15 protein-coding genes and 1 tRNA gene are annotated in these 22,891 nt (G+C 66.2%); 8 read left to right on the top strand and 8 right to left on the bottom strand.

Translation table 11 applies throughout. The annotated features are described in order from the left end of the window. The first annotated feature begins 69 nt into the window (after positions 1 to 69). From rho to GV068_RS18165, 5 genes are all read left to right on the top strand, one after another. Complete coding sequence (gene rho / locus GV068_RS18185) at positions 70 to 1,332, top strand: transcription termination factor Rho (protein WP_159700941.1); 1,263 nt, start codon at positions 70 to 72, stop codon at positions 1,330 to 1,332. Between the two features lie 205 nt (positions 1,333 to 1,537). After that, a complete protein-coding gene (locus GV068_RS18180) occupies positions 1,538 to 1,807 on the top strand; it encodes a type B 50S ribosomal protein L31 (protein WP_159700938.1) in 270 nt (89 codons plus the stop codon). 124 nt (positions 1,808 to 1,931) lie between these two features. Then, positions 1,932 to 3,656 (top strand): glycosyltransferase family 39 protein, encoded by a 1,725-nt coding sequence (locus GV068_RS18175; protein WP_159700935.1) that lies wholly within the window; start codon positions 1,932 to 1,934, stop codon positions 3,654 to 3,656. A gap of 238 nt (positions 3,657 to 3,894) precedes the next feature. Further along, positions 3,895 to 4,362, top strand: coding sequence for a hypothetical protein (locus GV068_RS18170; protein ID WP_159700932.1), 468 nt, complete (start codon positions 3,895 to 3,897; stop codon positions 4,360 to 4,362). Between the two features lie 74 nt (positions 4,363 to 4,436). Continuing rightward, positions 4,437 to 4,521: transfer RNA gene (locus GV068_RS18165), tRNA-Leu, on the top strand. 126 nt (positions 4,522 to 4,647) lie between these two features. Here GV068_RS18165 and GV068_RS18160 read toward each other — a convergent pair. Further along, positions 4,648 to 5,415 carry an ABC transporter substrate-binding protein gene (locus GV068_RS18160; RefSeq protein ID WP_159700929.1) on the bottom strand — a complete coding sequence of 256 codons (768 nt, stop codon included), beginning with the start codon at positions 5,413 to 5,415 and terminating at the stop codon, positions 4,648 to 4,650. Between the two features lie 226 nt (positions 5,416 to 5,641). Here GV068_RS18160 and GV068_RS18155 point away from each other — a divergent pair, with 226 nt between their 5' ends. Beyond that, a complete protein-coding gene (locus tag GV068_RS18155) occupies positions 5,642 to 8,962 on the top strand; it encodes an MHYT domain-containing protein (protein ID WP_159700926.1) in 3,321 nt (1,106 codons plus the stop codon). Positions 8,963 to 8,988: 26 nt separating this feature from the next. After that, positions 8,989 to 9,981, top strand: coding sequence for a two-component system response regulator (locus GV068_RS18150; protein WP_159700923.1), 993 nt, complete (start codon positions 8,989 to 8,991; stop codon positions 9,979 to 9,981). A gap of 42 nt (positions 9,982 to 10,023) precedes the next feature. On the opposite strand, the gene GV068_RS18145 is transcribed toward GV068_RS18150, so the two are convergent. From GV068_RS18145 to GV068_RS18125, 5 genes are all read right to left on the bottom strand, one after another. Then, the gene (locus GV068_RS18145; protein ID WP_159700920.1) at positions 10,024 to 11,193 is read right to left on the bottom strand and encodes a glycosyltransferase family 4 protein; all 1,170 of its coding nucleotides are present in this window, start codon (positions 11,191 to 11,193) and stop codon (positions 10,024 to 10,026) included. Positions 11,194 to 11,202: 9 nt separating this feature from the next. Then, complete coding sequence (locus tag GV068_RS18140; protein ID WP_159700917.1) at positions 11,203 to 12,315, bottom strand: glycosyltransferase family 1 protein; 1,113 nt, start codon at positions 12,313 to 12,315, stop codon at positions 11,203 to 11,205. Between the two features lie 35 nt (positions 12,316 to 12,350). After that, positions 12,351 to 13,283 carry a GDP-mannose 4,6-dehydratase gene (locus GV068_RS18135; protein WP_229464310.1) on the bottom strand — a complete coding sequence of 311 codons (933 nt, stop codon included), beginning with the start codon at positions 13,281 to 13,283 and terminating at the stop codon, positions 12,351 to 12,353. 12 nt (positions 13,284 to 13,295) lie between these two features. Beyond that, positions 13,296 to 14,339, bottom strand: coding sequence for a GDP-mannose 4,6-dehydratase (gene gmd / locus GV068_RS18130; RefSeq protein ID WP_159700911.1), 1,044 nt, complete (start codon positions 14,337 to 14,339; stop codon positions 13,296 to 13,298). Between the two features lie 291 nt (positions 14,340 to 14,630). Then, positions 14,631 to 16,943 (bottom strand): NADP-dependent malic enzyme, encoded by a 2,313-nt coding sequence (locus tag GV068_RS18125; RefSeq protein WP_159700908.1) that lies wholly within the window; start codon positions 16,941 to 16,943, stop codon positions 14,631 to 14,633. Between the two features lie 162 nt (positions 16,944 to 17,105). Here GV068_RS18125 and thiL point away from each other — a divergent pair, with 162 nt between their 5' ends. Beyond that, positions 17,106 to 18,068, top strand: coding sequence for a thiamine-phosphate kinase (gene thiL, locus GV068_RS18120; protein WP_159700905.1), 963 nt, complete (start codon positions 17,106 to 17,108; stop codon positions 18,066 to 18,068). A gap of 6 nt (positions 18,069 to 18,074) precedes the next feature. On the opposite strand, the gene GV068_RS18115 is transcribed toward thiL, so the two are convergent. Both GV068_RS18115 and GV068_RS18110 read right to left on the bottom strand, forming a co-directional pair. Next, positions 18,075 to 20,714: an EAL domain-containing protein gene (locus tag GV068_RS18115; RefSeq protein ID WP_159700902.1), complete on the bottom strand. Its 2,640-nt coding sequence runs from the start codon at positions 20,712 to 20,714 to the stop codon at positions 18,075 to 18,077. Further along, a complete protein-coding gene (locus GV068_RS18110) occupies positions 20,711 to 22,744 on the bottom strand; it encodes an ATP-binding protein (protein ID WP_159700899.1) in 2,034 nt (677 codons plus the stop codon). Before GV068_RS18110 ends, GV068_RS18115 begins: the two co-directional genes overlap by 4 nt. Between the last annotated feature and the right edge of the window lie 147 nt (positions 22,745 to 22,891).

Raw genomic sequence — 22,891 nt, 5'->3', positions numbered from 1 at the left:
CCAGCTTAATTAGACCTCGTAGTCCCCTCCCCTACCTTTACTTTCCCGTCACGGGACACCCACACAAACATGCATTTATCTGAACTGAAGGCAATGCACGTCTCCGCCCTGCTGGAGATGGCCATCGGCCTCGACATCGACAACGCAGCCCGCCTGCGCAAACAGGAACTGATGTTCGCGATCCTGAAGAAACGCGCGAAAGGCGGCGAACAGATCTTCGGCGACGGCGCCCTCGAAGTGCTGCCGGACGGCTTCGGCTTCCTACGCTCGCCGGACGCCAGCTACATGGCCTCGACCGACGACATCTACATCTCGCCGTCGCAGATCCGCCGGTTCAACTTGCATACGGGTGACTCGATCGAAGGCGAAGTGCGTACGCCCAAGGACGGCGAGCGCTACTTCGCACTGGTCAAGGTGGACAAGGTCAACGGCGAATCGCCGGAAGCCTCGAAGCACCGCATCCTGTTCGAAAACCTGACCCCGCTGCACCCCTCGGTGCCGCTGCGCCTCGAGCGCGACATGAACGGCGCCGAGAACATCACCGGCCGCATCGTCGACCTGATCTCGCCGATCGGCAAGGGCCAGCGCGGCCTGCTGGTCGCCTCGCCGAAGTCGGGCAAGTCGGTCATGCTGCAGCACATCGCCCACGCGATCACCGCGAACCACCCGGACGTGACCCTGATCGTCCTCCTGATCGACGAACGCCCGGAAGAAGTGACCGAGATGCAGCGTTCGGTGCGCGGCGAAGTGGTCGCCTCGACCTTCGACGAACCGGCCACCCGCCACGTGCAGGTCGCCGAGATGGTGCTGGAAAAAGCCAAGCGCCTGGTCGAGATGAAGAAGGACGTCGTGATCCTGCTGGACTCGATCACCCGCCTTGCGCGCGCCTACAACACCGTGATCCCGGCCTCGGGCAAGGTGCTGACCGGTGGTGTCGACGCCAACGCACTGCAGCGTCCGAAGCGCTTCTTCGGCGCCGCCCGTAACGTCGAAGAAGGCGGCTCGCTGACCATCGTCGCAACCGCGCTGATCGAGACCGGCTCGCGCATGGACGACGTGATCTACGAAGAATTCAAGGGCACCGGCAACATGGAAGTGCACCTCGAGCGCCGCCTGGCCGAGAAGCGCGTCTACCCGGCGATCAACCTGAACAAGTCGGGCACCCGCCGCGAAGAACTCCTGATCAAGCCGGACCAGCTGCAGAAGATCTGGATCCTGCGTAAGCTCCTGTACTCGATGGACGAGATCGAGGCGATGGAGTTCATCCTCGACAAGATGCGCGCGACCAAGAACAATGTCGAATTCTTTGACATGATGCGCCGCGGCGGCTAAGCCGACGCAGCGTGTTGCGCGAAGGGCGGCCTGCGGGCCGCCCTTTTCTTTGCGCGACAGTCGGCGCGCCCATGCTTGCCTCCACCTGCGTTTCACCCTATAATCGCCGGTTCAGTCCACCCCTGGCAAGTGATCGGCAATCGGGTCAAGAAGCAAGACGACCGACGAAGTGCAGTTTGGCTACCAACTTATTGAAAGCAAAATCATGAAGACCGATACCCATCCGGATTACCGCGAAGTCGTGTTCCACGACCTGTCCTGCGATTTCAAGTTCATCACCCGCTCGACCATCGCTACCCGCGACACCATCAACTTCGAAGGCAAAGACTACCCGCTGGTCAAGATCGAAGTCTCGGCTGAATCGCACCCGTTCTACACCGGCAAGCACAAGATCGTCGACACCGCTGGCCGCGTCGAGAAGTTCCGCCAGAAGTTCGGCGCCGTCGGTTCGAAGACCTCGGTCGCCAACGGCTAATTCGCCCAGGCGCCACGCAAGCCCCGGGCGAGCGCGCCCGGAGTTGCCAAAAAGAAGCCGGTTCGCCGGCTTCTTTTTTTTCGCGGCTATACTACGCGACAATTCTTTACCGCTTCACTGAACGATGAAACCCGTCCGCCTTCCCGCCGCCGCCACATTGGCACTGCCTCGATGGGCCCTGCTCGCGCTGGGCATGCTGTACATCCTGCCGGGCCTGATCGGCCGCCATCCCTGGAAGGAAGACGCCGGTTCCTTCGGCATCATGTGGACCATGGCGCACGGCGGCCTGGACGACTGGCTGTACCCGAACATCGCCGGCCTGGCCGCCGCCGAGGAAGGCCCGCTGGCCTTCTGGCTGGGCGCCATCTGCATCAAGCTGTTCGGCTGGCTGCTGGGTGACGTGCTGGCCGCGCGCGTCTCGACCATCGGCATCTTCGTTACCGGCGCCATGTCGCTCTGGTACACCGCCTTCCACCTGGGCCGCCGCGCCGAAGCGCAGCCGCTGCGCCTGGCCTTCGGCGGCCAGCCGGAGCCGGACGACTACGGCCGCACCCTGGGCGACACCGCGGTCCTGATCTACCTCGGCTGCCTGGGCCTGCTGGTGCAGAGCCACCTGACCCTGGCCGCCACCCTGCAGGGCGCCCTGCTCTCCTATTTCCTGTACCGCGCGGTGCGCTACGTCGAAGGCGCCTCGACCCGGAATGCCGTGCTGGTCGGCCTGTCGCTGGGCGCGCTGGCGCTGACGCGCGGCGTGGTGGCGCCGGCAGTGCTGGTGCTGGCCCTGTACGCCTGCACCCGCTACCTGAAGCTGGCCACCCGCGAGACCCTGCGTCACCTGGGCGTCGCCGCCGGTGTCGGATTTCTTATCACCCTGGTCTGGATCCTGCCGGCCGCGCTGCTGCAGCCCTACGGCCTGTCGCCGGTCAGCCAGTGGCTGGAGTGGAACGCGCACCAGGTCGGCTTACCGACGCTGAGCTCGCTCGGGGCCTTCTTCCGCATCGGCGTCTGGTTCTTCTGGCCGGCCTGGCCCTTCGCCGCGTGGGCGATCTGGGCCTGGCGCCGCCAGCAGCACCTGCTGCACATCGTGATGCCGGTGATGTTCTTCGGCGCCTTGACCCTGCTGCTCTTGTGCGACCCGGCGCTGGAAAACGCCGACTTCCTCAAGATGCTGGCGCCGCTGGCGCTGATGGCCGCCTTCGGCCTGCCGACCATGAAGCGCGGCGCCATCAATGCGATCGACTGGTTCTCGGTGATGGTCTTGACCATCCTGGGCGCGCTGGTGTGGCTGTTCTGGATCGCCAAACTCACCGGCTGGCCGGCACAGCTGGCCAAGAACGCGCTCAAGCTGGTGCCCGGCTTCAAGCCCGAGGTCGGCATCGTCGCCTTCCTGGTGGCGGCCGCGACCAGCATTGGCTGGATCATGCTGGTCCACTGGCGCCTGTCGCGCCAGCCCTCGGTGCTGTGGCGCGCCGTGGTGCTGTCTTCCAGCGGGCTGATCCTGCTGTGGGTGCTCCTGATGACCCTGTTCCTGCCGGACCTGAACTACAGCAGGAGCTACGCTGGCATGGCCCAGCAGATCGCGGCGCGCCTGCCGGCCGACACCGACTGCATCGAGACCAATGCCGGCCCGGCCCAGCGCGCCTCGATCGCCTACTTCGGCCGCCTGCCCTTCGTCAGCCTGGCCGGCGGTCACTGCCGCTACGTGCTGATCCAGGACAGCATCAAGAAGCGCGACGACGACGACCTGGCGCAGCGCTACGGCGTGCGCCCCGGCGCGGCGCTGTGGGAAGGCCAGCGCGTGTCCGACCGCGGCGACGAACGCTTCCGCCTGTTCCGCCGCGCACGCTGATCAGCAGCGCTTCGCACAAGCCGCCGGCCACCTTGCCGGCGGTTTTTCTTTTCTGGCACGATTCCTGCATCTTTTTCACCAGTGCGCGGTACGACAGCCTGATGTGAGAATCTACGCCTGTAAGGCAGTGTGTTTGAGCGGAGTCAATTTCACCCTTCGGCTGATCGTCACAATAAAACAGGTCGTTTTTTGTTGCCACAGGGGCTCAACCGATCAAGCAGCGCTGCGAGGAGACACCATGAAAAGCGTTACCTTTTCGGAAATTGTACGGATTCGTGAACGGCCCTTTTTCCTGCGCCGTCCCGCCACCTGGCGGCAGCTGTTCCCCTGGGCCCTCACCGTGGCCCTCGGCCTGCCGCTGTTGATGCTGGTGCTGCACGCCATCGACCCGGAGACCCCGCTGCCCTTCATCGTGCTGCCGGCCCTGGCTGGTGGGCTGATGCCGGTGGCCATGATGGGCCCGGGCCGCTTCGAGATGCGCACCCGCTTCGATGCCCACCACATGATCGGCACGCTCGACGCAGCCCTTGTTTCGCTCGGCTACCGCCGTACCGGGTCCGACCCGGATCGCATCAGCTACTTCCGGCCGCAGCCCTGGCTGCGCGGCCGCGAAGGCTCGATCGAGGTGGCGGTGCAGGAGCACCAGCTGCAGGTGGTCGGCCCGGTGGGCAGCCTGCGCCTGCTGCAGCAGCGCATGGCCGCCTGAGCGGCCGGACTGCCGCACGCCGCAATACTGGTCATCCGTGCAATCGATGTGCTAAGATGCGCGCCTGCTATCGGGCCTCTGTGGCGGAATTGGTAGACGCACTTGACTCAAAATCAAGCGCCGTAAGGCGTGCCGGTTCGATTCCGGCCGGAGGCACCACCCGACCAGCAGCAGTAGACAAGCCACCGCCAGGTGGCTTTTTTATTGGCAGCTGAACCGGATCAGTACCGGAATGGAGTGTCGGAAACTTTAACAGTCGAGTTCGACTTCAGGCGCCCGGGCCGCTCAAGGCAGTCGCTGCGGCTGGCCCCAGCTTTCATAACTGCGCTCGATGCGGCGTCCGGTGCCGTCGCGCGCGATCGATTCGAAGGCCGCGTTCAGGCGGCCGACGACGGCGTCCGGCACACCCGGATTGCAGGCCAGGTAGAGTTCGATGCGGTTGAACACCAGCACCGGCACGATCTTCTTGTCGTAGCCGTAACGGGTGAGGATGGTGCTGCCGCTGCGCAGGGCGGCTGCCCACAGGTCGATGCGGTCCAGCAGCAGTTTGCCGGCATTGGCGAGGTCTTCGTTGGCGGCATCGACCCGGAAGCCGCGCGCGCGCAGGTAGGCGTCGCGCGCGTCGCCGTTGTAGGTGCCGATGCGCAGGCCGCGCGCATCCTCGAGGCTGTGCAGCTTCAGCTTGCTGTCGGCGCGCGCCATCATCACCCACTGGCCGACGTCGGTCGGACCGACCCATTTGAACAGGCCTTCGCGTTCCGGCGTGCGCGACGTCGAATAGACGCAGGCGTCCGGGCGCTGACGCGCGGCCAGGTAGGCGCGTTTCCAGGGCAGTAGCTCGATGGTGTAGTCGACGCCGGCGCGCTGCATGGCTTCGCGCACCTTGTCGGTGGCGATGCCGATTACGCGCGTGCCGTCCATCATGCTCGACGGCGCCGAGGTTTCGGTCGTGATGTAGAGCCGCGGCCTGGCCGACGGCGCCGCATCCACCGCGGCGCCGGCCGCCCCACTGGCGACAGCGAGTGCGAATGCGAGATGTCGAATGAACAGCATACTTCCCTGAAGATGACTTGCCTTTTAAATACAGGTTAGCACTTTCAGTAATTTTTCCGCAACGCATGCCTAGCGGAACGTGACACACGGTGGCTTATGCGCTACACATTCGCGGGTCAAACCCGCATGATTCCTGTGCTCAACGAGACTTTCCCAAATGAAAATGCGATACTGCTGAGACCATTCCCGGGCGCTTTTCATTGCCCAAATATCGCAAAAGCTGCCCATGCTTGAATTATTCTCAGTACCGGATGATCCGTCGCTGCTCACCTTCGGCGTCTACGAACCGCGTTTCGTATTGCTGTCGGTCCTGATCGCCATTTTCTCTTCCTGGATGGGCCTGCAAATCGCCGGCCAGGCCGCAGCCAGCCGTACCCACCGCGCCATCGTGCTGGGCAGCGGCAGCCTGGCGCTGGGCGCCGGCGTCTGGGCCATGCACTTCATCGGCATGCTCGCCTTTAACCTGTGCACCCCGATCGACTACGATCCGTGGATCACCATCATGTCGGCCGTGCCCAGCATCGGCGCGTCGGCGGTGGCGCTGGCCCTGATCTCGCGCCAGCGCCTCGGCCCGGCCGGCCTGCTGGTCGGCGGCGTCGTGGTCGGCGCCGGTATCGGCGCCATGCACTACTCGGGCATGGCCGGCATGCAGATGAGCCTGCAATTGCGCTACGACCCCGCCATGTTCGGGCTGTCGATCGTGGTCGCCGTGGTGCTGGCCACCCTGGCGTTGGGCGTGCGCTTCGGCCTCACACGCTTCAAGAAGCTGAGCGAATCGCGCCGCCTGCTGTTGGCCGCCACCGTGATGGGCTGCGCCATCGCCGGCATGCACTACACCGGCATGGCTGCAGCACGCTTCGTCGGGCAGGTCGAGCCAAACAGCCTTGCCTCGTCGAACAGCTCCTTCCTGGCGATTGCGATCTCGCTGATCACCGTGGTCTTCACCGGCCTGGTGGTCGCCGCCAACGGCCTGCTGCGCTACCGCCAGATGTTCCTCGACCTGCAGCGCAGCGAAGCCTGGATGCGCGCCCTGCTCACCACCACGGTGGACGGCGTGATCACCATCGGCCGCGACGGCACCATCAGCGAATTCAACGCCTCGGCCGAGCGCATCTTCGGCTGGCAGCGCGACGAGATCGTCGGCCGCAGCGCCAGCCTCCTGATCGCCGACGACGACAGCGCCTCGCATGACGGCCTGCTCGGCCTGATCACCGACGGCTACACCCCATCGATGTCGGGCAGCAGCGAGATCATGGGCAAGCGCAAGGACGGCAGCCTGGTGCCGATCCGGCGCGCGATCGGCCATGCCCGCCTGGGCAACCAGGACCTGTTCGTCTGCTTCATCACCGACATCAGCGAACGGCGCGCCATCATGCAGGCGCTGCACGCGAGCGAACAGCAGTTCCGCTCCCTGATCGGCAACATCCCCGGCATCTCCTTCCGCAGCACCCTGGAGGGCGACTGGCCGATGGTCTTCATCAGCGACGCGGTCGAACGCGTCACCGGCTACCCCGCCGCGGACTTCATCGGCGACACGCCGCGCCGCGCCTTCGGCACCCTGATCCACGCCACCGACCGCGTGGAGATCAACGAGAAGATCGCCACCGCACTGCGCGAGGACCGCCCATACCTGATCGAATACCGCCTGCTGCACAAGGACGGCAGCGTGCGCTGGCTGTGGGAAAACGGCAGCGGCGTGCGCAACGACGACGGCGAGGTGACCTGGCTCGACGGCGTCATCCTCGATATCACCGAGCGCCGTTTGATGGAAGACGCGCTGCGCGACGCCAAGGACAAGGCCGAGCAGGCCGCCGCCGCGCGCGCTACTTTCGTCGCGAACATGAGCCACGAGATCCGCACGCCGATGAACTCGATCCTCGGCTTCACCGACGTGCTGCTCGACGGTGAGCTGAACAAGGAACAGCGGCGCCACCTCGACACCATCCGCAACGCCGGCCGCGCCCTGCTGCGCCTGCTCAACGAGATCCTCGACACCGCCAAGCTGGAAAAGGGCGCGGTCGAGCTGGAGCAGAACGACTACAACCTGCTGTCGCTGATCGACGAACTGTCCTCGACCCTGGCGGCGAATGCGCGCGCCAAGGGCCTGCACCTCGACATCCACTACGACCCGGCGCTGCCGACCGGCCTGCGCGGCGACGAGCTACGCGTGCGCCAGGTGCTGACCAACCTGCTCGACAACGCAATCAAGTTCACGCCGCAAGGCACGGTCACGCTGCGTGTCGCTGCCGACGGCGACCAGCTGTGCATCGCGGTGACCGACACCGGCATCGGCATTGCCCCGGAACGCCTGCAGGCGATCTTCAACCCCTTCACCCAGGCCGACGCCTCGATGACGCGCCGCTTCGGCGGCACGGGCCTGGGCACCACGATCAGCAAGCAGCTGGTCGAGCTGATGGGCGGCCGCATCTGGGCCGAGTCCGAACTGGGCAAGGGCACCACTTTCCACGTGCGCCTGCCGCTGGTGCTGGCGCGCTTCGCGCAGCAGGCGCCGCGCGTGCGCAGCGCCGCCGTGCTGCCGCCGCTGCGCGTGCTGGCCGCCGACGACGTGCCGCAGAACCTGGAACTGCTGCAGCTGCTGCTGGCGCGCCGCGGCCACAGCCTGACCGCGGTATCGGACGGCGCCGCCGTGCTGGAACAGGCCAAGCAGGGCGAATACGACCTGGTGCTGATGGACTTCCAGATGCCGACCCTCGACGGCTTGAGCGCCACCCGCGCGATCCGCGCCCATGAAGCCGCGACCGGCAAACGCCGCACGCCGGTGATCGCGATGACCGCCAGCGTGCTGGCCGAGCATCGCCGCGCCAGTGTCGAGGTAGGCATGGACGGCTTCGCGACCAAGCCGGTCGACTGGTTCACGCTGTCGCACGAGATCGCGCGCGTGCTGGGCATCGGCCAGCAGGCCGACAAGGACGCGCTCGCGGTCCCGGCAGCGGCGCGCGAAGTGCTGAACCGGCGCGCCGGCCTGCACCGCTGGGCCGACAAGGCCGACGTCTATGCCGAAGCGCTCGAGCACTTCGGCCGCCAGTACGGCGACCTCGCCGCCACGCTGCAGCTGCACGCGGCGGGCGGCTCGCACCAGGAACTGCGCATGCTGGCGCACCGGGTGCGCGGCGTTGCCGCCAACGTCGGCCTGGAGCAGCTGTCGGACGCGCTGTCGAAGCTGGAGCACGCCACGAACAGCGTGCCGACCGACGAGCGCGCGGCCGCGGCTGCACTCGAAGTCTCGACCGCGGCCCTGTCCGAGGCGCTGGCCGCGATCCGCGACAACAGCCCGCAGCCGACCGCGGCGCCGGAAGCGGCGCCCTACGACCTGGCGCGCGCACGCCGCGCGGGCGGCCTGCTGCTGCAGTCCTTGCGCCGCGGCGCCCTCGACGACGCCGCCCTGGCCGGCCTGGCGGCGGCGCTCGCCGGCCATCCGGTGGCGCCGCGCGTGGCCCAGATCCAGGGCGCGATCGGTGACTTCGAATTCGACTCCGCCCTGGAACAGCTGGAGACCGTGATGGTCACCCTGGGCACCGAAGAATAACAGCGCGTATCACAGGATTGACCAGAATGACCCAACCGAACAACCGGCCGCTGATCCTGGCGGTCGACGACGAGGCCAGCAACCTGCAACTGCTGCGCCAGATCCTGCAAGACCACTACCGCCTGCTGTTCGCCAAGGACGGCGCGCGCGCGCTCGAACTGGCGCGCCAGGAGAGTCCCGACCTGGTGCTGCTCGACGTGATGATGCCGGGGATGTCCGGCTATGAAGTATGCGCCGCGCTGAAGGCGAATCCCGCCACCGCCGCGATCCCGGTGATCTTCGTGACCGCGCTGACCGACACCGCCGACGAACTGGAAGGCTTCGAGGCCGGCGCGGTGGACTACATCACCAAGCCGGTCAGCCCGCCGATCGTGCGCGCGCGCGTGCGCACCCACCTGTCGCTGGTGCGCATGGAAGAGCTGCGCGCGACGCGCCTGGAGATCGTCCAGCGCCTCGGCCTGGCGGCCGAGTACAAGGACAACGAGACCGGCCTGCACGTGATCCGCATGAGCCACTTCTCGCGCATCCTCGGCATTGCGGCCGGCATGAACGAAGCGGAGGCCGACGATCTGCTGCACGCGGCGCCGATGCACGACGTGGGCAAGATCGGCATCCCGGATCGCATCCTGCAGAAACCCGGACCGCTCGATCCGGACGAATGGAAAATCATGCAGAGCCACGTCACGATCGGCGCCGAGATCATCGGCGACCATGAAGGCGGCATGCTGGCGCTGGCGGCGCAGATCGCCCTGACCCACCACGAGAAGTACGACGGCAGCGGCTATCCGCACGGCCTGCGCGGCAACGATATCCCGCTGGTGGGCCGCATCGTGGCGATCGCCGACGTGTTCGACGCCCTGACCTCGAAGCGGCCGTACAAGAAGGCGTGGACGGAAGAAGAAGCGCTGACCTTACTGCGCGAGCAGAAGGGCCGCCACTTCGACCCGGCGCTGGTTGACCTGTTCCTGGAACAGATGCCGGCGGTGCGGGCGGTGCAGCAGCGCTGGGCCGAAGCCTGATGTTTTTTCGGGTGGGCGCAACGCCCACCCACGCCGCGAGCTTTATCGGGTCGGCGGCACGCCCGCCAGTCCCACACCGGCGCCGGCATTCGCGGTCGCGCCGCGCGCCACAAGCTCCCGGTACAGGTCCGTATAGCTCGCCGCCATCTGTTCGGAGGTGAACAGCTCGTGGTAGCGCTGCTCGGCGCGCACGCCCATGCGGCGCGCCAGCTCCGGATCGTTCCACAGCGCCTGCATGGCGCCGCGCAGGGCCGCCGGATCGGATGGCGGCACCACCAGGCCGGTCTCGTTGGCGCGGTTGATGTAGGTGGTGCCGGTGCCGATCTCGCAGGAGATCATGGGTTTACCGTACATCGCGCCTTCCAGCAGCGAGATGCCGAAAGCTTCCGAGCGCAGGTGCGAAGGGAAGGCCAGCGCATGGCACAGCGTCAGCAGCGCCGCCTTGTCGGGCTCGTCCAGCGCGCCGGTGAACATGACGTGCTTCAGGCCCAGGCGCGCGGCCTGCTCCTTCAGCGCCTGCTCTTCCGGCCCGGTGCCGACGATCACGATCGGATAGTCCAGCCCCTTGGCCGCCTCTAACAGGATGTGCAGGCCCTTGTAGTAGCGCAGCACGCCCACGAACAGGAAGAACTTCGGCCCCACCTTTGCCCGCCAGTGCGCCAGGCGGCAGGGTTCCACGCTCGGGTAGGTCGCCTTGTCCAGGCCATAGGTGATGACGCGGGTCTTGTCGCGGTAGCGCTCCAGCACCGCCGAAGAATCGAGGTAGTTGGGCGAGGCCGCGACGATGGCGTCGACGCTGTCGAGGAAGCGGAACTTGAGCGGCTGGTACAGGCGCAGCCAGCGCTTCTGGCGCACGATGTCGGAGTGGTAGCTGACCACGGCCGGCTTGTTCACGCGCGCCATGAAGTGCGCCAGGTCCATGAAGGGCCAGGGGAAGTGGTAGTGCACCACGTCCGCATCCCGGGCCATGCGCGACAGCGCGCCCAGCGCCTGCCAGGAGCAGGCATTCGAGGCGATCTCGAAGTTCAGCGGCGTGCGCACCACGGTGTGGCCGTCGAACTGGATCGGGGCCAGCTCCTTCTGTCGCGACAGCGACAGCACGGTATTGGTCACGCCCAGGCGCGTCGTGCCGACACACAGCTGGCGGATCACCTGTTCGATGCCGCCGACCGAGTCCGGATAGTAGGTCTTGTAGAAATGAAGAACACGCATGTTGGAAGCTTACTGCGAAAGGACTGTACGGTACACCTCGGCCGTTTGCCGTGCGGTGGCGTGCCAGGTCAGTTGCTCGGCGCGTGCGCGCCCGGCGGCGATGCAGCGCGCGCGCTCGGCATTGTTCGTGGCCAGGGTATGCAGCGCCTCCGCCAGCAGGGCGGTGTCGAGCGGATCGACGTCCAGCGCCGCGCCTTGCGTCACTTCGGGCAGCGAGCTGGCGTTGGAAGCCACCACCGGCACACGCGAGGCGAAAGCCTCGACCACGGGAATGCCGAAGCCTTCGTACAGCGAAGGAAAGGCGAACACGCCGGCGCCCGCGTACAGGTGGCGCAGCGCCTGCGCGTCGGTCACCTTGTCGAGCCAGACCACGTTCTCGCCCTGGCCTTGCGCGGCCTGCAGGCGGGCGACCAACTCCTCGCAGCGCCAGCCGCGCGCGCCGACCACCACCAGCGCGCGCTCGTCGCGCAGCGCCTTGGGCAGCATCAGCCAGGCGTCGAGCAGGCGGCCGACGTTCTTGCGCGGCTGCAGCGTGCCGACGGTGAGGAAATAGCCAGGGTTCAGTTTGTATTCAGCCAGCGTGGCCGCCACGGCCTCAAGGTCTGCCGGTTCGAGCCATTCGTCGTCCACGCCACAATAGACCACGGAGACGCGCTGCGGGTTCACGTCGAAGCACTCGACCAGTTCGTCGATGGCGAAGTAGGACAAGGCGATCACGTGGTCGGCCTTGGCCGTGGCCTTGCGCTGCAGCCAGTTCTTGACGCTGCGCAGGCGCGGATTGCACCACTCGGGATACTTGATGGGCAGCGCGTCGTGCAGGGTCGCGACGACGGGACAGTCCATGCGCACGATGCGGTAGTCGGTGACGTGGAACAGGTCGGCCGGCATGTGGACGCGGTGGGCGCCGGGCGTGGCCAGGTCGACCAGCGAGGCTTTTTCGAAGGATTGCGGCATGGGCTGGCCGATGCTGATGCCCTCCCCGCTCGCGCTTTTTCCCATCCTTGGGCGCGGCCAGGAATACGGAAGCACGGTGCAGCCGGTCCGCGGCAAGTGGCGCAGCAGCGCCCGGGTGTAGACCCCGATGCCGTCGAGGCGGCCGCCGGTCAGGCCCGGTTCGATCATGGTCGTTCCGAGTCCGACGGTGAGACCGCCGCCACTCACGCCAGGTACATCCAGCGCAGCGTCTCGGACAGCGGCGTCGGTTCGAGTTGGCCGATGACGGCGGTCAGCTTGCTGTTGCTGCCCGCCAGCGTCAGCACGTCGTTGGCGCGGACAAAGGCCGGGTTGACGTGGACGTCGATGTGGTAGCCGGCGATCTCGCTCATCATGTCGATGAGATTGGCCAGCGAGTGCGAGCTGCCGGAGCAGACGTTGAAGGCTTCGCCGCTCGGCGCCACGGCCATCAGGCGGCGGTAGGCGCGCGCCACCATGCGCACGTCGGAGAAGTCGCGCGCGATCGCCAGGTTGCCCAGCTCGATGCGCTTCTCGTTGCGGCGGAAGTGCGACACGATCTTCGGCAGCAGGAAGTTCTCGGCCTGGCCGATACCGGTGTAGTTGAACGGGCGCGCGATGACGATCGGCAGCTTGTCCATCCACAGGCGCGCCATGTATTCCATGGCCAGCTTGGAAACGGCGTAGTCGTTGGCCGGCGCGGGCGCCACGTTCTCGTCGATGACGGGCACGCTGGCGTTGCCGTAGATGTTGGCCGAAGAGGCCAACAGCACGCTGGTGGGGCGGTGCTTGCCGTTGGCGAGCGCCTCCAGCAGGTTGCGCGTGCCGACCACGTTGACGCGGTAGATCAGTTCGGAATTGGTGTGGGCCACGAAGGCGATGCCGGCCAGGTGCGCGACCACGTCGGGCTGCACCTCGTCGACCATGCGCTGCACCGCTTCGCGGTCGCACAGGTCGACGGCATGGATGTCCGGTCCCAGCTCTTCACCCGGCATGACGGTGCCGTAGACACGGTAGCCGGCAGCCGTGAGCTCCTGCGCCATGTAGTAGCCGGTGAAACCGCGCAGGCCCGTGATGAGCGCGCGCCGTCCCTCGCCTTCCCTCCCGCCGATGAACGCCGGGATGTCATCCGTGGCCATGCGTTCCATGATTTAGAACGAGAATCCGATTTCGTTGCGACGCAGGTCGGCGTCGACCATCATCTGGCACAGTTCTTCGAGCGTGGTCTTGGGCTCCCAGCCGAGCACGCGCTTGGCCTTGGCCGGATCGCCGATCAGCAGGTCGACTTCGGCCGGGCGGTAGAACTTCGGCGACACGCGCACCAGCTCCTTGCCGGTACGGGTGCAGCGCCCGGTTTCGTTCTCGCCTTCGCCGCTGAATTCCACGGTGATGCCGGCGCCCTTGAAAGCCATGCTGACGAAGTCGCGCACGGTCTCGGTGCGGTTGGTGGCCAGCACGAAAGTGTCAGGCTCGTCGGCCTGCAGGATGCGCCACATGCCTTCCACGTATTCCTTGGCAAAGCCCCAGTCGCGCTTGGCGTCGAGGTTGCCCAGCTCGAGCACGTCGAGCTTGTTCAGGACGATCTTGGCGACCGAGTCGGTGATCTTGCGGGTGACGAATTCGCGGCCGCGCAGCGGCGACTCGTGGTTGAACAGGATGCCCGAGGAACCGAAGATGCCATAGGACTCGCGGTAGTTGACCGTCATCCAGTGGGCGTACAGCTTGGCCACGCCGTAGGGGCTGCGCGGGTAGAACGGGGTGTCTTCCACCTGGGGGATCGCCTGCACCTTGCCGAACATTTCGGAGGTCGAGGCCTGGTAGAAGCGGATCTTGGGGTTGATGATGCGGATCGCTTCCAGCAGGTTGACCGCGCCCAGGCCCGTGATCGAGGCGGTGGTGACCGGCTGCTCGAAGGACACGCCGACGAAGCTCTGCGCCGCCAGGTTGTAGACCTCGTCCGGCCGGCTGCTTTCGACCAGGCGGATGCTCGAGGACAGGTCGGTCAGGTCATATTCGACCAGCGCCAGGTTCGGATGCTTGTCGATGCCGAGCTCTTCGATGCGCCAGAAGTTGACGGAACTGGAGCGGCGGAAAGTGCCGGTCACGTGGTAACCCTTCTCCAGGAGAATCTGCGCCAGGTAGGCGCCATCCTGGCCGGTAATGCCAGTGATCAGGGCTCTTTTTGTTGTTTGCATATTCTTGGGTTCTTGAAGGAGGTCTTGCCGGCAGCCGGGCCCAGCAAATCAGGACAGCCGGGATTGTATCAGAGAGGATAATGCGTGCACCTTGCACGGTAGAAATAGCTGCAATAAAAGCAACAAATTATCCCGACATTATGCCCTGAAACAGATGGGGTACGTCGCCCGCTTACGGTTTGTTACCGTTGTATTTGTGCGAAGACAAATGGCGAAACTCGGAGACAAAAACGCCTGACGCAGCGCAAAAAGCCAGATCAGGCGCGTGTCTTAACGCGTGTTAGCGCTTACTTACCGCTGCGACACTGCATCCACAACACACAACGCCGTCATGTTGACGATGCGGCGCACCGTCGAGGACGGCGTCAGGATGTGCACGGGTCGTGCGCAGCCGAGCAGCACCGGGCCGATCGCGATGCCGTTGCCGGCCGCGCTCTTGACCAGGTTGTAGGAGATGTTGGCGGCATCGATGTTCGGCATCACCAGGAGGTTGGCGTCGCCGGTCAGGGCCGAGTGCGGCATGATCTTCATGCGTACCTTGGCTTCGATCGCGGTGTCGCCGTGCATCTCGCCGTCGATTTCCAGGCCGGGCTTGGCAGCCTGCACCAGCGGCAGCACCGCGCGCATCTTGCGCGCCGATTCGCTGTTGTAGGTGCCGAAGTTCGAGTGCGACAGCAGGGCCGCGCGCGGGAGCAGGCCGAAGCGCTCCATCTCTTCGGCCGCCATCACGGTGATCTCGGCCAGTTCCTGGGCGTTCGGGTTCTCGTTGACGTGGGTGTCGACGATGGCCAGCTGGCGGTCCTGGGTGATCAGGAAGTTCATCGCCGCGTACACGTTGGAACCGGCGCGCTTGCCCAGCACCTGGTCGATGTAGTGCAGGTGCATCTGGGTGGTGCCGTAGGTGCCGCAGATCAGGCCATCGGCATCGCCCTTCTTGACCATCATGGCGCCGATCAGGGTATGGCGGCGGCGCATTTCGAGCTTGGCCATGTCGACGGTCACGCCCTTGCGCATGCCCAGCTCGTAGTAAGCCTGCCAGTATTCGCGGTAGCGCTCGTCGAAGTCGGGGTTGATCACGTCCACGTGCTGGCCCAGTTTCAGGCGCAGGCCGAACTTCTCGATGCGCTTTTCCAGCACCGCCGGACGGCCGACCAGGATCGGACGCGCCAGCTTCTCGTCGACCACCACCTGCACCGCGCGCAGCACGCGCTCGTCCTCGCCTTCGGCGTAGACGATGCGCTTGGCTTCCATCGGCGCGGCCTTGGCCACCGAGAACAGGGGCTTCATGAAGGTGCCGCTGCGGTACACGAACTGCTGCAGGCTCTCGGCGTAGGCGGCCAGGTCTTCGATCGGACGGGTGGCGACGCCGCCGTCCTGGGCCGCCTTGGCCACCGCCGGAGCGATGTGGGTCAGCAGGCGCGGATCGAAAGGCATCGGGATCAGGTATTCCGGGCCGAAGGACAGGTTGTTGATGCCGTAGGCCGAGGCCACGATGTCCGACTGTTCGGCGTGGGCCAGGTCGGCGATCGCATGCACCACCGCGATTTCCATTTCGCGGGTGATGGTGGTCGCGCCGCAGTCCAGCGCGCCGCGGAACATGTACGGGAAACAGAGCACGTTGTTGACCTGGTTCGGGTAGTCCGAACGGCCGGTGGCGATGATGGCGTCGCTGCGCACCGCCTTGACGTCTTCCGGCAGGATTTCCGGGTTCGGGTTGGCCAGCGCCAGGATCAGCGGGTTCGGCGCCATGGTGGCGACCATGTCCTGTTTCAGGACGCCGCCGGCCGACAGGCCGAGGAAGATGTCGGCGCCCGGGATCACCTCGCGCAGCGAGCGGTGTTCGGTCTCTTGCGCGAAGCGCTCCTTGTCCGGGTCCATCAGCTCGGTACGGCCCTTGTACACCACGCCGGCCAGGTCGGTCACGAAAATGTTCTCGATCGGGAAGCCGAGGTCGACGATCAGGTCGAGGCAGGCCAGCGCGGCCGCGCCGGCGCCGGACACCACCAGCTTGCAGTTCCTGATGTCCTTGTTGACGACTTTCAGGCCGTTCAGGATGGCCGCGCCGACGATGATCGCGGTGCCGTGCTGGTCATCGTGGAAGACCGGGATCTTCATGCGCTCGCGCAGTTTACGCTCGATGTAGAAGCACTCCGGGGCCTTGATGTCTTCCAGGTTGATGCCGCCGAAGGTCGGCTCGAGCGAAGCGATGATGTCGACCAGTTTGTCCGGGTCGTTCTCGTTGATCTCGATGTCGAACACGTCGATCGCCGCGAACTTCTTGAACAGCACGCCCTTGCCTTCCATGACCGGCTTGGAAGCCAGCGGGCCGATGTTGCCCAGGCCGAGGACGGCGGTGCCGTTCGAGATTACGGCGACCAGGTTGCCGCGCGCAGTGTACTTGTACGAGTTGGCCGGGTCCTTGACGATTTCTTCGCAAGGCGCGGCGACGCCCGGCGAATACGCCAGCGCCAGGTCGCGCTGGTTCAGCAGGCCCTTGGTCGGGGTCACGCTGATCTTGCCGGGGCGGGGAATCTGGTGATATTCGAGTGCTGCTGCACGCAGTTGTTGACGCAATTCTTCTTTCTTGTCCGATGACGAGTCCATGCCGGGCAGCCTTCCTGAAACTAGAGGGGAACCTCCAATTTTATCAGACTGGGCTTTGACAAAGGCTACGTATTTTCAACAAGAAGCCATTTGATGTAGAAGGCTTGCCAATAAGTCAAGCTCATCCATTAGCATTGCTTATAAATCGGTACAATCCGCTCCATGCTTTCCGAATTCGACCTCATCAAGCAGTTCTTCCAGCGCGCGCGTCCGGGCAGGGCCGACCTCGGCATCGGCGACGACTGCGCGCTGATCACTCCCGCGTCCGGCCGCCAGCTGGCGATCTCTTCGGACATGCTGGTCGAGGACCGCCATTTCTTCAAAGGCGCCGACCCTTTCATGCTGGGCCATAAAAGCCTGGCCGTGAACCTGTCGGACCTGGCCGCGATGGGCGCGCGCCCGCTCGGCTTCACCCTGGCGCTGGCCTTGCCGGCTGCCGATCCGGTGTGGCTGGAAGGATTTTCGCGCGGCCTGTTCGCGCTGGCCGACGCCCATGACTGCGAACTGATCGGCGGCGACACGACCAAGGGGCCGCTCAACATCTGCATCACCGTGTTCGGCGAGCTGGCGCCAGGCCACGCGTTGCGGCGCGACGCGGCGCGGGTGGGAGACGACATCTGGATCTCGGGGACGCTGGGCGATGCGCGCCTGGCGCTGGCCGGGTACTGGAAGGAAGTGGCGCTGGATGATGCAGACCATGCCCAGGCGGCGCTGCGCATGCACATGCCCACGCCGCGCGTGGCACTGGGTCTGGCGCTGGCGCAGCAGCCAGTGGCGCATGCGGCGCTCGACATCTCGGACGGGCTGGTGGGAGATCTCGGGCATATCCTCGCGGCCTCGCAGGCCGGGGCGACGCTGGATGTCGACGCCTTGCCGGCGGGGCCAGTACTGGCGCGGCAGGCGCTGGACCTGCGGCGCCGGTTCACGGCGGCGGGCGGAGACGATTACGAGCTGTGCTTCACGGCGCCCATCGAGCAGCGCGAGGCGGTACTGGAGGCGGGGCGGGTCAGTGGCACTACCGTGACACGGGTCGGGCGGATCGAGGCCGAGCCGGGTTTGAGGTTCGTTGCTACGGACGGCGCGCCGCTCGACCTCAAGCTCAGCGGATGGGATCACTTCAGCTGAACGCGCTCAGGCGGCGCTTGACCTCTCCTCTTCCCGCGGCGCCTTGCGGTCGTCGTAGGGCCCATACGTCAGCCAGTAATGCCGGAACGCCAGCCGGATGTTCTCGCGCAGCTGCAGGTCATGCCAGGGCTTGGTGTAGAAGCGGTAGATCGCCCCGCGGTTGATCGAATCCAGCACCGATTCCACCCCCGTGTAGCCGGACAGGATGATGCGGATCGTTTCCGGATACATCTCCTTGACCTTGCTGAGGAACTCCGTCCCGCTCATCACCGGCATGCGCTGGTCGCACACGATTACCTGCACCCGGTACAGCGCCAGCAGCTCGAAGCCTTCGGCCGGCGAAGACGCCGTCAGCACGCGGTAGTTGTCGCGCCTGAACAGGCGGTGCAGCGAAGTGAGGACGTTGACGTCGTCGTCCACGATGAGCAGGGTCTGCACCTTGTCGTCATGGGCCGGCGGCTGGTCGGGCTGGGCGCGGTTCTCCTCGACCAGCCGCGCCAGTTCGTCGGCGGGCAAGGCGCGCGAAAAGTGGAAGCCCTGGATCTCGTCGCAGCGGTTGCGCCGCAAATACGCCATCTGTGCGCGCGTCTCCACCCCTTCCGCGATCACCTGCATGTGCAAGCTGTGCGCCATGCTGATGATGGCCAGCGCGATCGCGGCGTCGTCCGGCGTGGTGACGATGTCGCGGACAAAAGCGATGTCGATCTTGAGCTTGTCGATCGGGAAGCGCTTGAGGTAGGCGAGCGAGGAATAGCCGGTGCCGAAGTCGTCGATCGCGATGCGGATGCCGAGATCCTTCAGGCGCCCCAGCACCTCGATGGTGTGCTCGGCGTTCGACATCAACGCGCTCTCGGTGAGCTCCAGTTCCAGCAGGCCCGGCTCCACGCCGTGCTTCTCGAGCGAAGCGCGGATCACGCCTTCCAGGTCGCCTTCGACGAACTGGCGGCTCGACACGTTCACCGCCACTCGCACGTCGCGCACGCCGCCCGCATTCCAGGCCGCGATCTGGCGGCAGGCTTCGTCGACGATCCACTCGCCCACCCGCACCACCAGCCCGGTCTCTTCCATGATGGGCACGAACTCGGCCGGGTAGACCAGCCCGAAGCCCGGACGGTTCCAGCGCAGCAGCGCCTCCACGCCCGAGATGCGCCCGGTGTTCAGTTCCAGCTTGGGCTGGTAGTACAGCACGAACTGGTTGCCTTCGAGCGCGCCGCGCAGCGCCAGCTCGAGGTCCAGGCGCGCCAGCACCTGCACGTTCATGCCGGCGGTGAAGAAGCGGTAGCCGTCGCGCCCTGCTTCCTTGGCGCGCACCATCGCGGTGTCGGCGTATTTGACCAGCGCGCCCGGTTCGGTCGCGTCTTCCGGATACATGGCGATGCCGATGCTGGCCGTCAGCGCGGCCTGCTGGCCGTGCAGGTCGAACGGTGCGCGCAGGGTTTCGCGGATCTCGTTGGCCACGCTCACCGCTTCCTGCTGGTCGCGCGTCATGGTCAGGAACAGCGCGAACTCGTCGCCGCCCAGGCGTCCGACCGTATCGCGCAGGCGCACCACCCGCACCAGGCGCGTGCTGAACTGGCCCAGCAGCTCGTCGCCGCGCGCGGTGCCGAGCGAATCGTTGATGATCTTGAAGCGGTCGAGCGTGATGCACAGCACCGCCACGCGCCAGTTCTTGTCGCGCGCCAGCTCGATGGCTTCGCGCAGGTTCTGGAAGAACAGGGTGCGGTTCGGCAGGCCGGTGAGCGCGTCGTAGCTGGCCATGTGGCGCATCCGCTCCTGCGCGTGCAGGCGTTCGCTGATGTCGCGCGCCACCGCGATCAGCATGCGGCTCTTGCCCAGGTCCTGCAGCTTCCAGCTGATCTCGACCGGCACCGCGCCCGCGCCGCCGGCACGCAGCAACTCGGTCTCGACGATGTCGCCCGGCAGCGCGCCGAACTCCACCTTGCCGTCTCGCTGTTCGTCCGCCCCTTCCTTCCTGGGAGGACGCGCCGGCAGGTCGGCGGCCAGGTGGCGCTCCAGCAGTTCGCGCGTGGCCAGGCCCAGGGCCACCGGGTCGATGCGCAGCAGCGCGTCGCGCGAGAAGCCGAGCATGCGGCAGGCCCCGTCCGAAACGTCGACCATCGCCATGCTGGCGGTATCGATCAGGAAGATCGCATCCGGTGTCGCATCCATCGCGCCGCGGAAACGCGCCAGCTCGGCGGTGCGTTCGCGCACCTCGCGCTCGAGCTGCACGCCGTAGTCCTGCGATTCGCGGTGCAGCAGGCGCACTTCCAGCAGGTTTCGGATGCGCGTCATCACCTCGACCGTGTCGAAAGGCTTGCCGATGAAGTCGCGCGCCCCGGCTTCCAGCGCCGCCAGCTTCTTGTCCGGCTCGGCCGTCACCACCAGCACCGGCAGCCAGGAATCGCTTTCCAGGGGTTTCAGCGCCTCCATCACGTCGAAGCCGTCCATGCCCGGCATGTGCAGGTCGAGGATGATCAGGTCGTAGCGGTGCTTCAGGTGCATCGACACCACCTGGCGCGGGTCGTAGGTCGCCGAGACGTTCTCGTACCCCGTGGTCTTCAGGAGGTATTCGAGCAGCTGGACGTTGACGGGTTCGTCGTCCACGACGAGGATGCGCGCGCGGCGGATGTCGTTCAATGAAATCATTCGGCCTTCCTTTCGGCCGGCGCGTCGTCCCCGGGACGGCGCTGCGCCAGCGTACTGTTGATCGCATCGGTGAACTTGTCGATGTCGATCGGTTTGGTCAGGTAACGGGTGAAACCCGCAGCCATGCCGCGCTCGATGTCGCGCGGCATGGCGTTGGCGGTCAGGGCGATGACCGGAATGCCCGATGTGAGCGGGTCGGCGCGCAGCTGCTTGAGCACCTCGATGCCGCTCATGCCCGGCAGGTTCAGGTCCATCAGGATGAGCTCCGGCTGGTGCGCGCGCGCCAGCGACAGGCCGATGTGGCCGTCCAGCGCCGACAGCAGGCGCAGGTCGGAACGGAAGCGCACGATCTCTTCCACCAGGCGCAGGTTGGCCGGGTTGTCCTCGACATACAGGATCAGGTGGGGCTCGCCTTCATCGGGCACGGTCTGCACGTCGGGCGTTTCGCTCGCCACACCCTCGGCGCTTGGCGCGGCCAGCGGCGCGGTGGTGGCCAGCTCGATCCAGAACACGCTGCCCACCCCCGGGCTGCTAGTGACGCCGATGTTGCCGCCCATCAGTTCGACCAGGCGCTTGGTCACCACCAGGCCGATGCCGGTGCCCTCCTGGCTGCCGCCCTCCTGGCCCAGGCGGTTGAAGGGCTGGAACAGGCTCGCGACCTGTTCGGCGTCCAGGCCCGCACCGGTGTCCTGCACCGACAGGCGCAGCCGGTTTGCGGCCACCTGTTCGCAGGTGACCACCACGGCGCCCGACTCGCGGTTGTACTTCACCGCGTTCGACAGCAGGTTGAGCAGCACCTGTTTCAGGCGCGTGCGGTCGGCCAGCACCACCGCACCCGGCGTGTCGGGGAACAGCACGCGCACACCGCGCGCGGCGGCAATCGGCTCGACCATGGTGCGCGTCTCCGCCAGCGTGTCGCTGAGCGCCACCGGCTCCATCGACAGCGTCACCGTACCCGACTCCACCTTGGCCAGGTCGAGGATCTCGTTGATCAGGGTAAGCAGGTGGCGGCCGCTCTTCAATATATGGCTGGCGAACTCCTTCTTCTGTTCGAGCGTCGAGGGCAGCGAATCGGACGTCAGGATCTGGGCAAAACCCAGGATTGCGTTGAGCGGCGTGCGCAGCTCGTGGCTCATCGAGGACAGGAAGGCCGACTTGGCCTGGTTGGCGCTGCGCGCCTCTTCGATCGCATTCGCCAGTTCGGCATTGGCCAGCGCCAGCTGCAGGGTGCGCTCGTCCACGCGCTGCTCCAGTTGCTCGTTCAGGCGCATCACTTCCTGCTGGGCGCGCGAGCGCTCGGCCGCCTCGCGTGCGATCTCGCTGCTCGAGGTTTCCAGCTCGCGCGTGCGGACTTCGATCTCGGTCAGCATGGCGTTGAAGGAATCGACCAGCTCCCCCGCTTCGTCGTTGCTGATGCGCGGCGCGCGGCGCGAGTAGTCGCGGGTGGCGACGACGTCGCGCGCGATCTCGGTGATGGCGACGATCGGCGCCGTCACCACGTGGCCCATGCGGCGCATCAGCAGGTAGGCCACCCCCATCGCGAACAGTGTCACCCCCAGTGCGATGCTGAGGTAGTCGAGGGTGCGCTGCACCAGCCGGTTTTCGGCGCGCAGGTAGACGGTGCCGAGCGTGTCGCCGTTCTCGACGATGCGCTGGTGGATCACCAGGTCCTCGCCCTCGCTCGACGGCGCGCCGGACAGCGCGGCGGGCAGCGCGCGCGTCTCGCCTGGCGACTGGTAGGAGGCGAACAGGTCGCCGTTGGCATCGTAGATGGCGGCGGCGCGCACCTGCGGACGGGTGCGCAGCAACGCCAGGTTCTCGTTGGCCAGGCGCGGGTCGTCGAAGCTGAGCGCAGCCGAGCTCATGTGGCCGACCAGCTCGGCCTGGGTGGCGAGGTCGTTCAGCAGGCTGCGCTGGTAGCTGCGCAGGTCGTAGACAATGATGATCGCAATCGATACCAGCAGGGCGACCAGCGTGGTGGTCATTACGGCCCGCACCAGCTTGCTACGGATGGAACGGCGCTGGCTCATGCGCTCTCCAGCGCGGGCCGGCCGGGCGAGCGGACGCCGCCAGCGTGGAAATGCCGGCCCATCGGCGGGGACGCAGGGCGGACGGCGGCGGCGCCGCCCGCCTGCGCCGGCCCCATCCGGTCACGCGCATGTCGTTCGAGCGGCATC

It is taken from the genome of Massilia sp. 9I (assembly GCF_902506415.1).
Lineage (GTDB): Bacteria > Pseudomonadota > Gammaproteobacteria > Burkholderiales > Burkholderiaceae_D > Telluria.
This window is presented reverse-complemented; position numbering and strand designations above follow the sequence as displayed.

What these genes read in the sequence shown, in the direction of transcription:
- rho (WP_159700941.1), top strand. Translation starts at nt 70, where the DNA reads ATGCATTTATCTGAACTGAAGGCAATGCACGTCTCCGCCCTGCTGGAG.
- GV068_RS18180 (WP_159700938.1), top strand. Translation starts at nt 1,538, where the DNA reads ATGAAGACCGATACCCATCCGGATTACCGCGAAGTCGTGTTCCACGAC.
- GV068_RS18175 (WP_159700935.1), top strand. Translation starts at nt 1,932, where the DNA reads ATGAAACCCGTCCGCCTTCCCGCCGCCGCCACATTGGCACTGCCTCGA.
- GV068_RS18170 (WP_159700932.1), top strand. Translation starts at nt 3,895, where the DNA reads ATGAAAAGCGTTACCTTTTCGGAAATTGTACGGATTCGTGAACGGCCC.
- GV068_RS18160 (WP_159700929.1), bottom strand. Translation starts at nt 5,415, where the DNA reads ATGCTGTTCATTCGACATCTCGCATTCGCACTCGCTGTCGCCAGTGGG.
- GV068_RS18155 (WP_159700926.1), top strand. Translation starts at nt 5,642, where the DNA reads ATGCTTGAATTATTCTCAGTACCGGATGATCCGTCGCTGCTCACCTTC.
- GV068_RS18150 (WP_159700923.1), top strand. Translation starts at nt 8,989, where the DNA reads ATGACCCAACCGAACAACCGGCCGCTGATCCTGGCGGTCGACGACGAG.
- GV068_RS18145 (WP_159700920.1), bottom strand. Translation starts at nt 11,193, where the DNA reads ATGCGTGTTCTTCATTTCTACAAGACCTACTATCCGGACTCGGTCGGC.
- GV068_RS18140 (WP_159700917.1), bottom strand. Translation starts at nt 12,315, where the DNA reads ATGATCGAACCGGGCCTGACCGGCGGCCGCCTCGACGGCATCGGGGTC.
- GV068_RS18135 (WP_229464310.1), bottom strand. Translation starts at nt 13,283, where the DNA reads ATGGCCACGGATGACATCCCGGCGTTCATCGGCGGGAGGGAAGGCGAG.
- gmd (WP_159700911.1), bottom strand. Translation starts at nt 14,339, where the DNA reads ATGCAAACAACAAAAAGAGCCCTGATCACTGGCATTACCGGCCAGGAT.
- GV068_RS18125 (WP_159700908.1), bottom strand. Translation starts at nt 16,943, where the DNA reads ATGGACTCGTCATCGGACAAGAAAGAAGAATTGCGTCAACAACTGCGT.
- thiL (WP_159700905.1), top strand. Translation starts at nt 17,106, where the DNA reads ATGCTTTCCGAATTCGACCTCATCAAGCAGTTCTTCCAGCGCGCGCGT.
- GV068_RS18115 (WP_159700902.1), bottom strand. Translation starts at nt 20,714, where the DNA reads ATGATTTCATTGAACGACATCCGCCGCGCGCGCATCCTCGTCGTGGAC.
- GV068_RS18110 (WP_159700899.1), bottom strand. Translation starts at nt 22,744, where the DNA reads ATGAGCCAGCGCCGTTCCATCCGTAGCAAGCTGGTGCGGGCCGTAATG.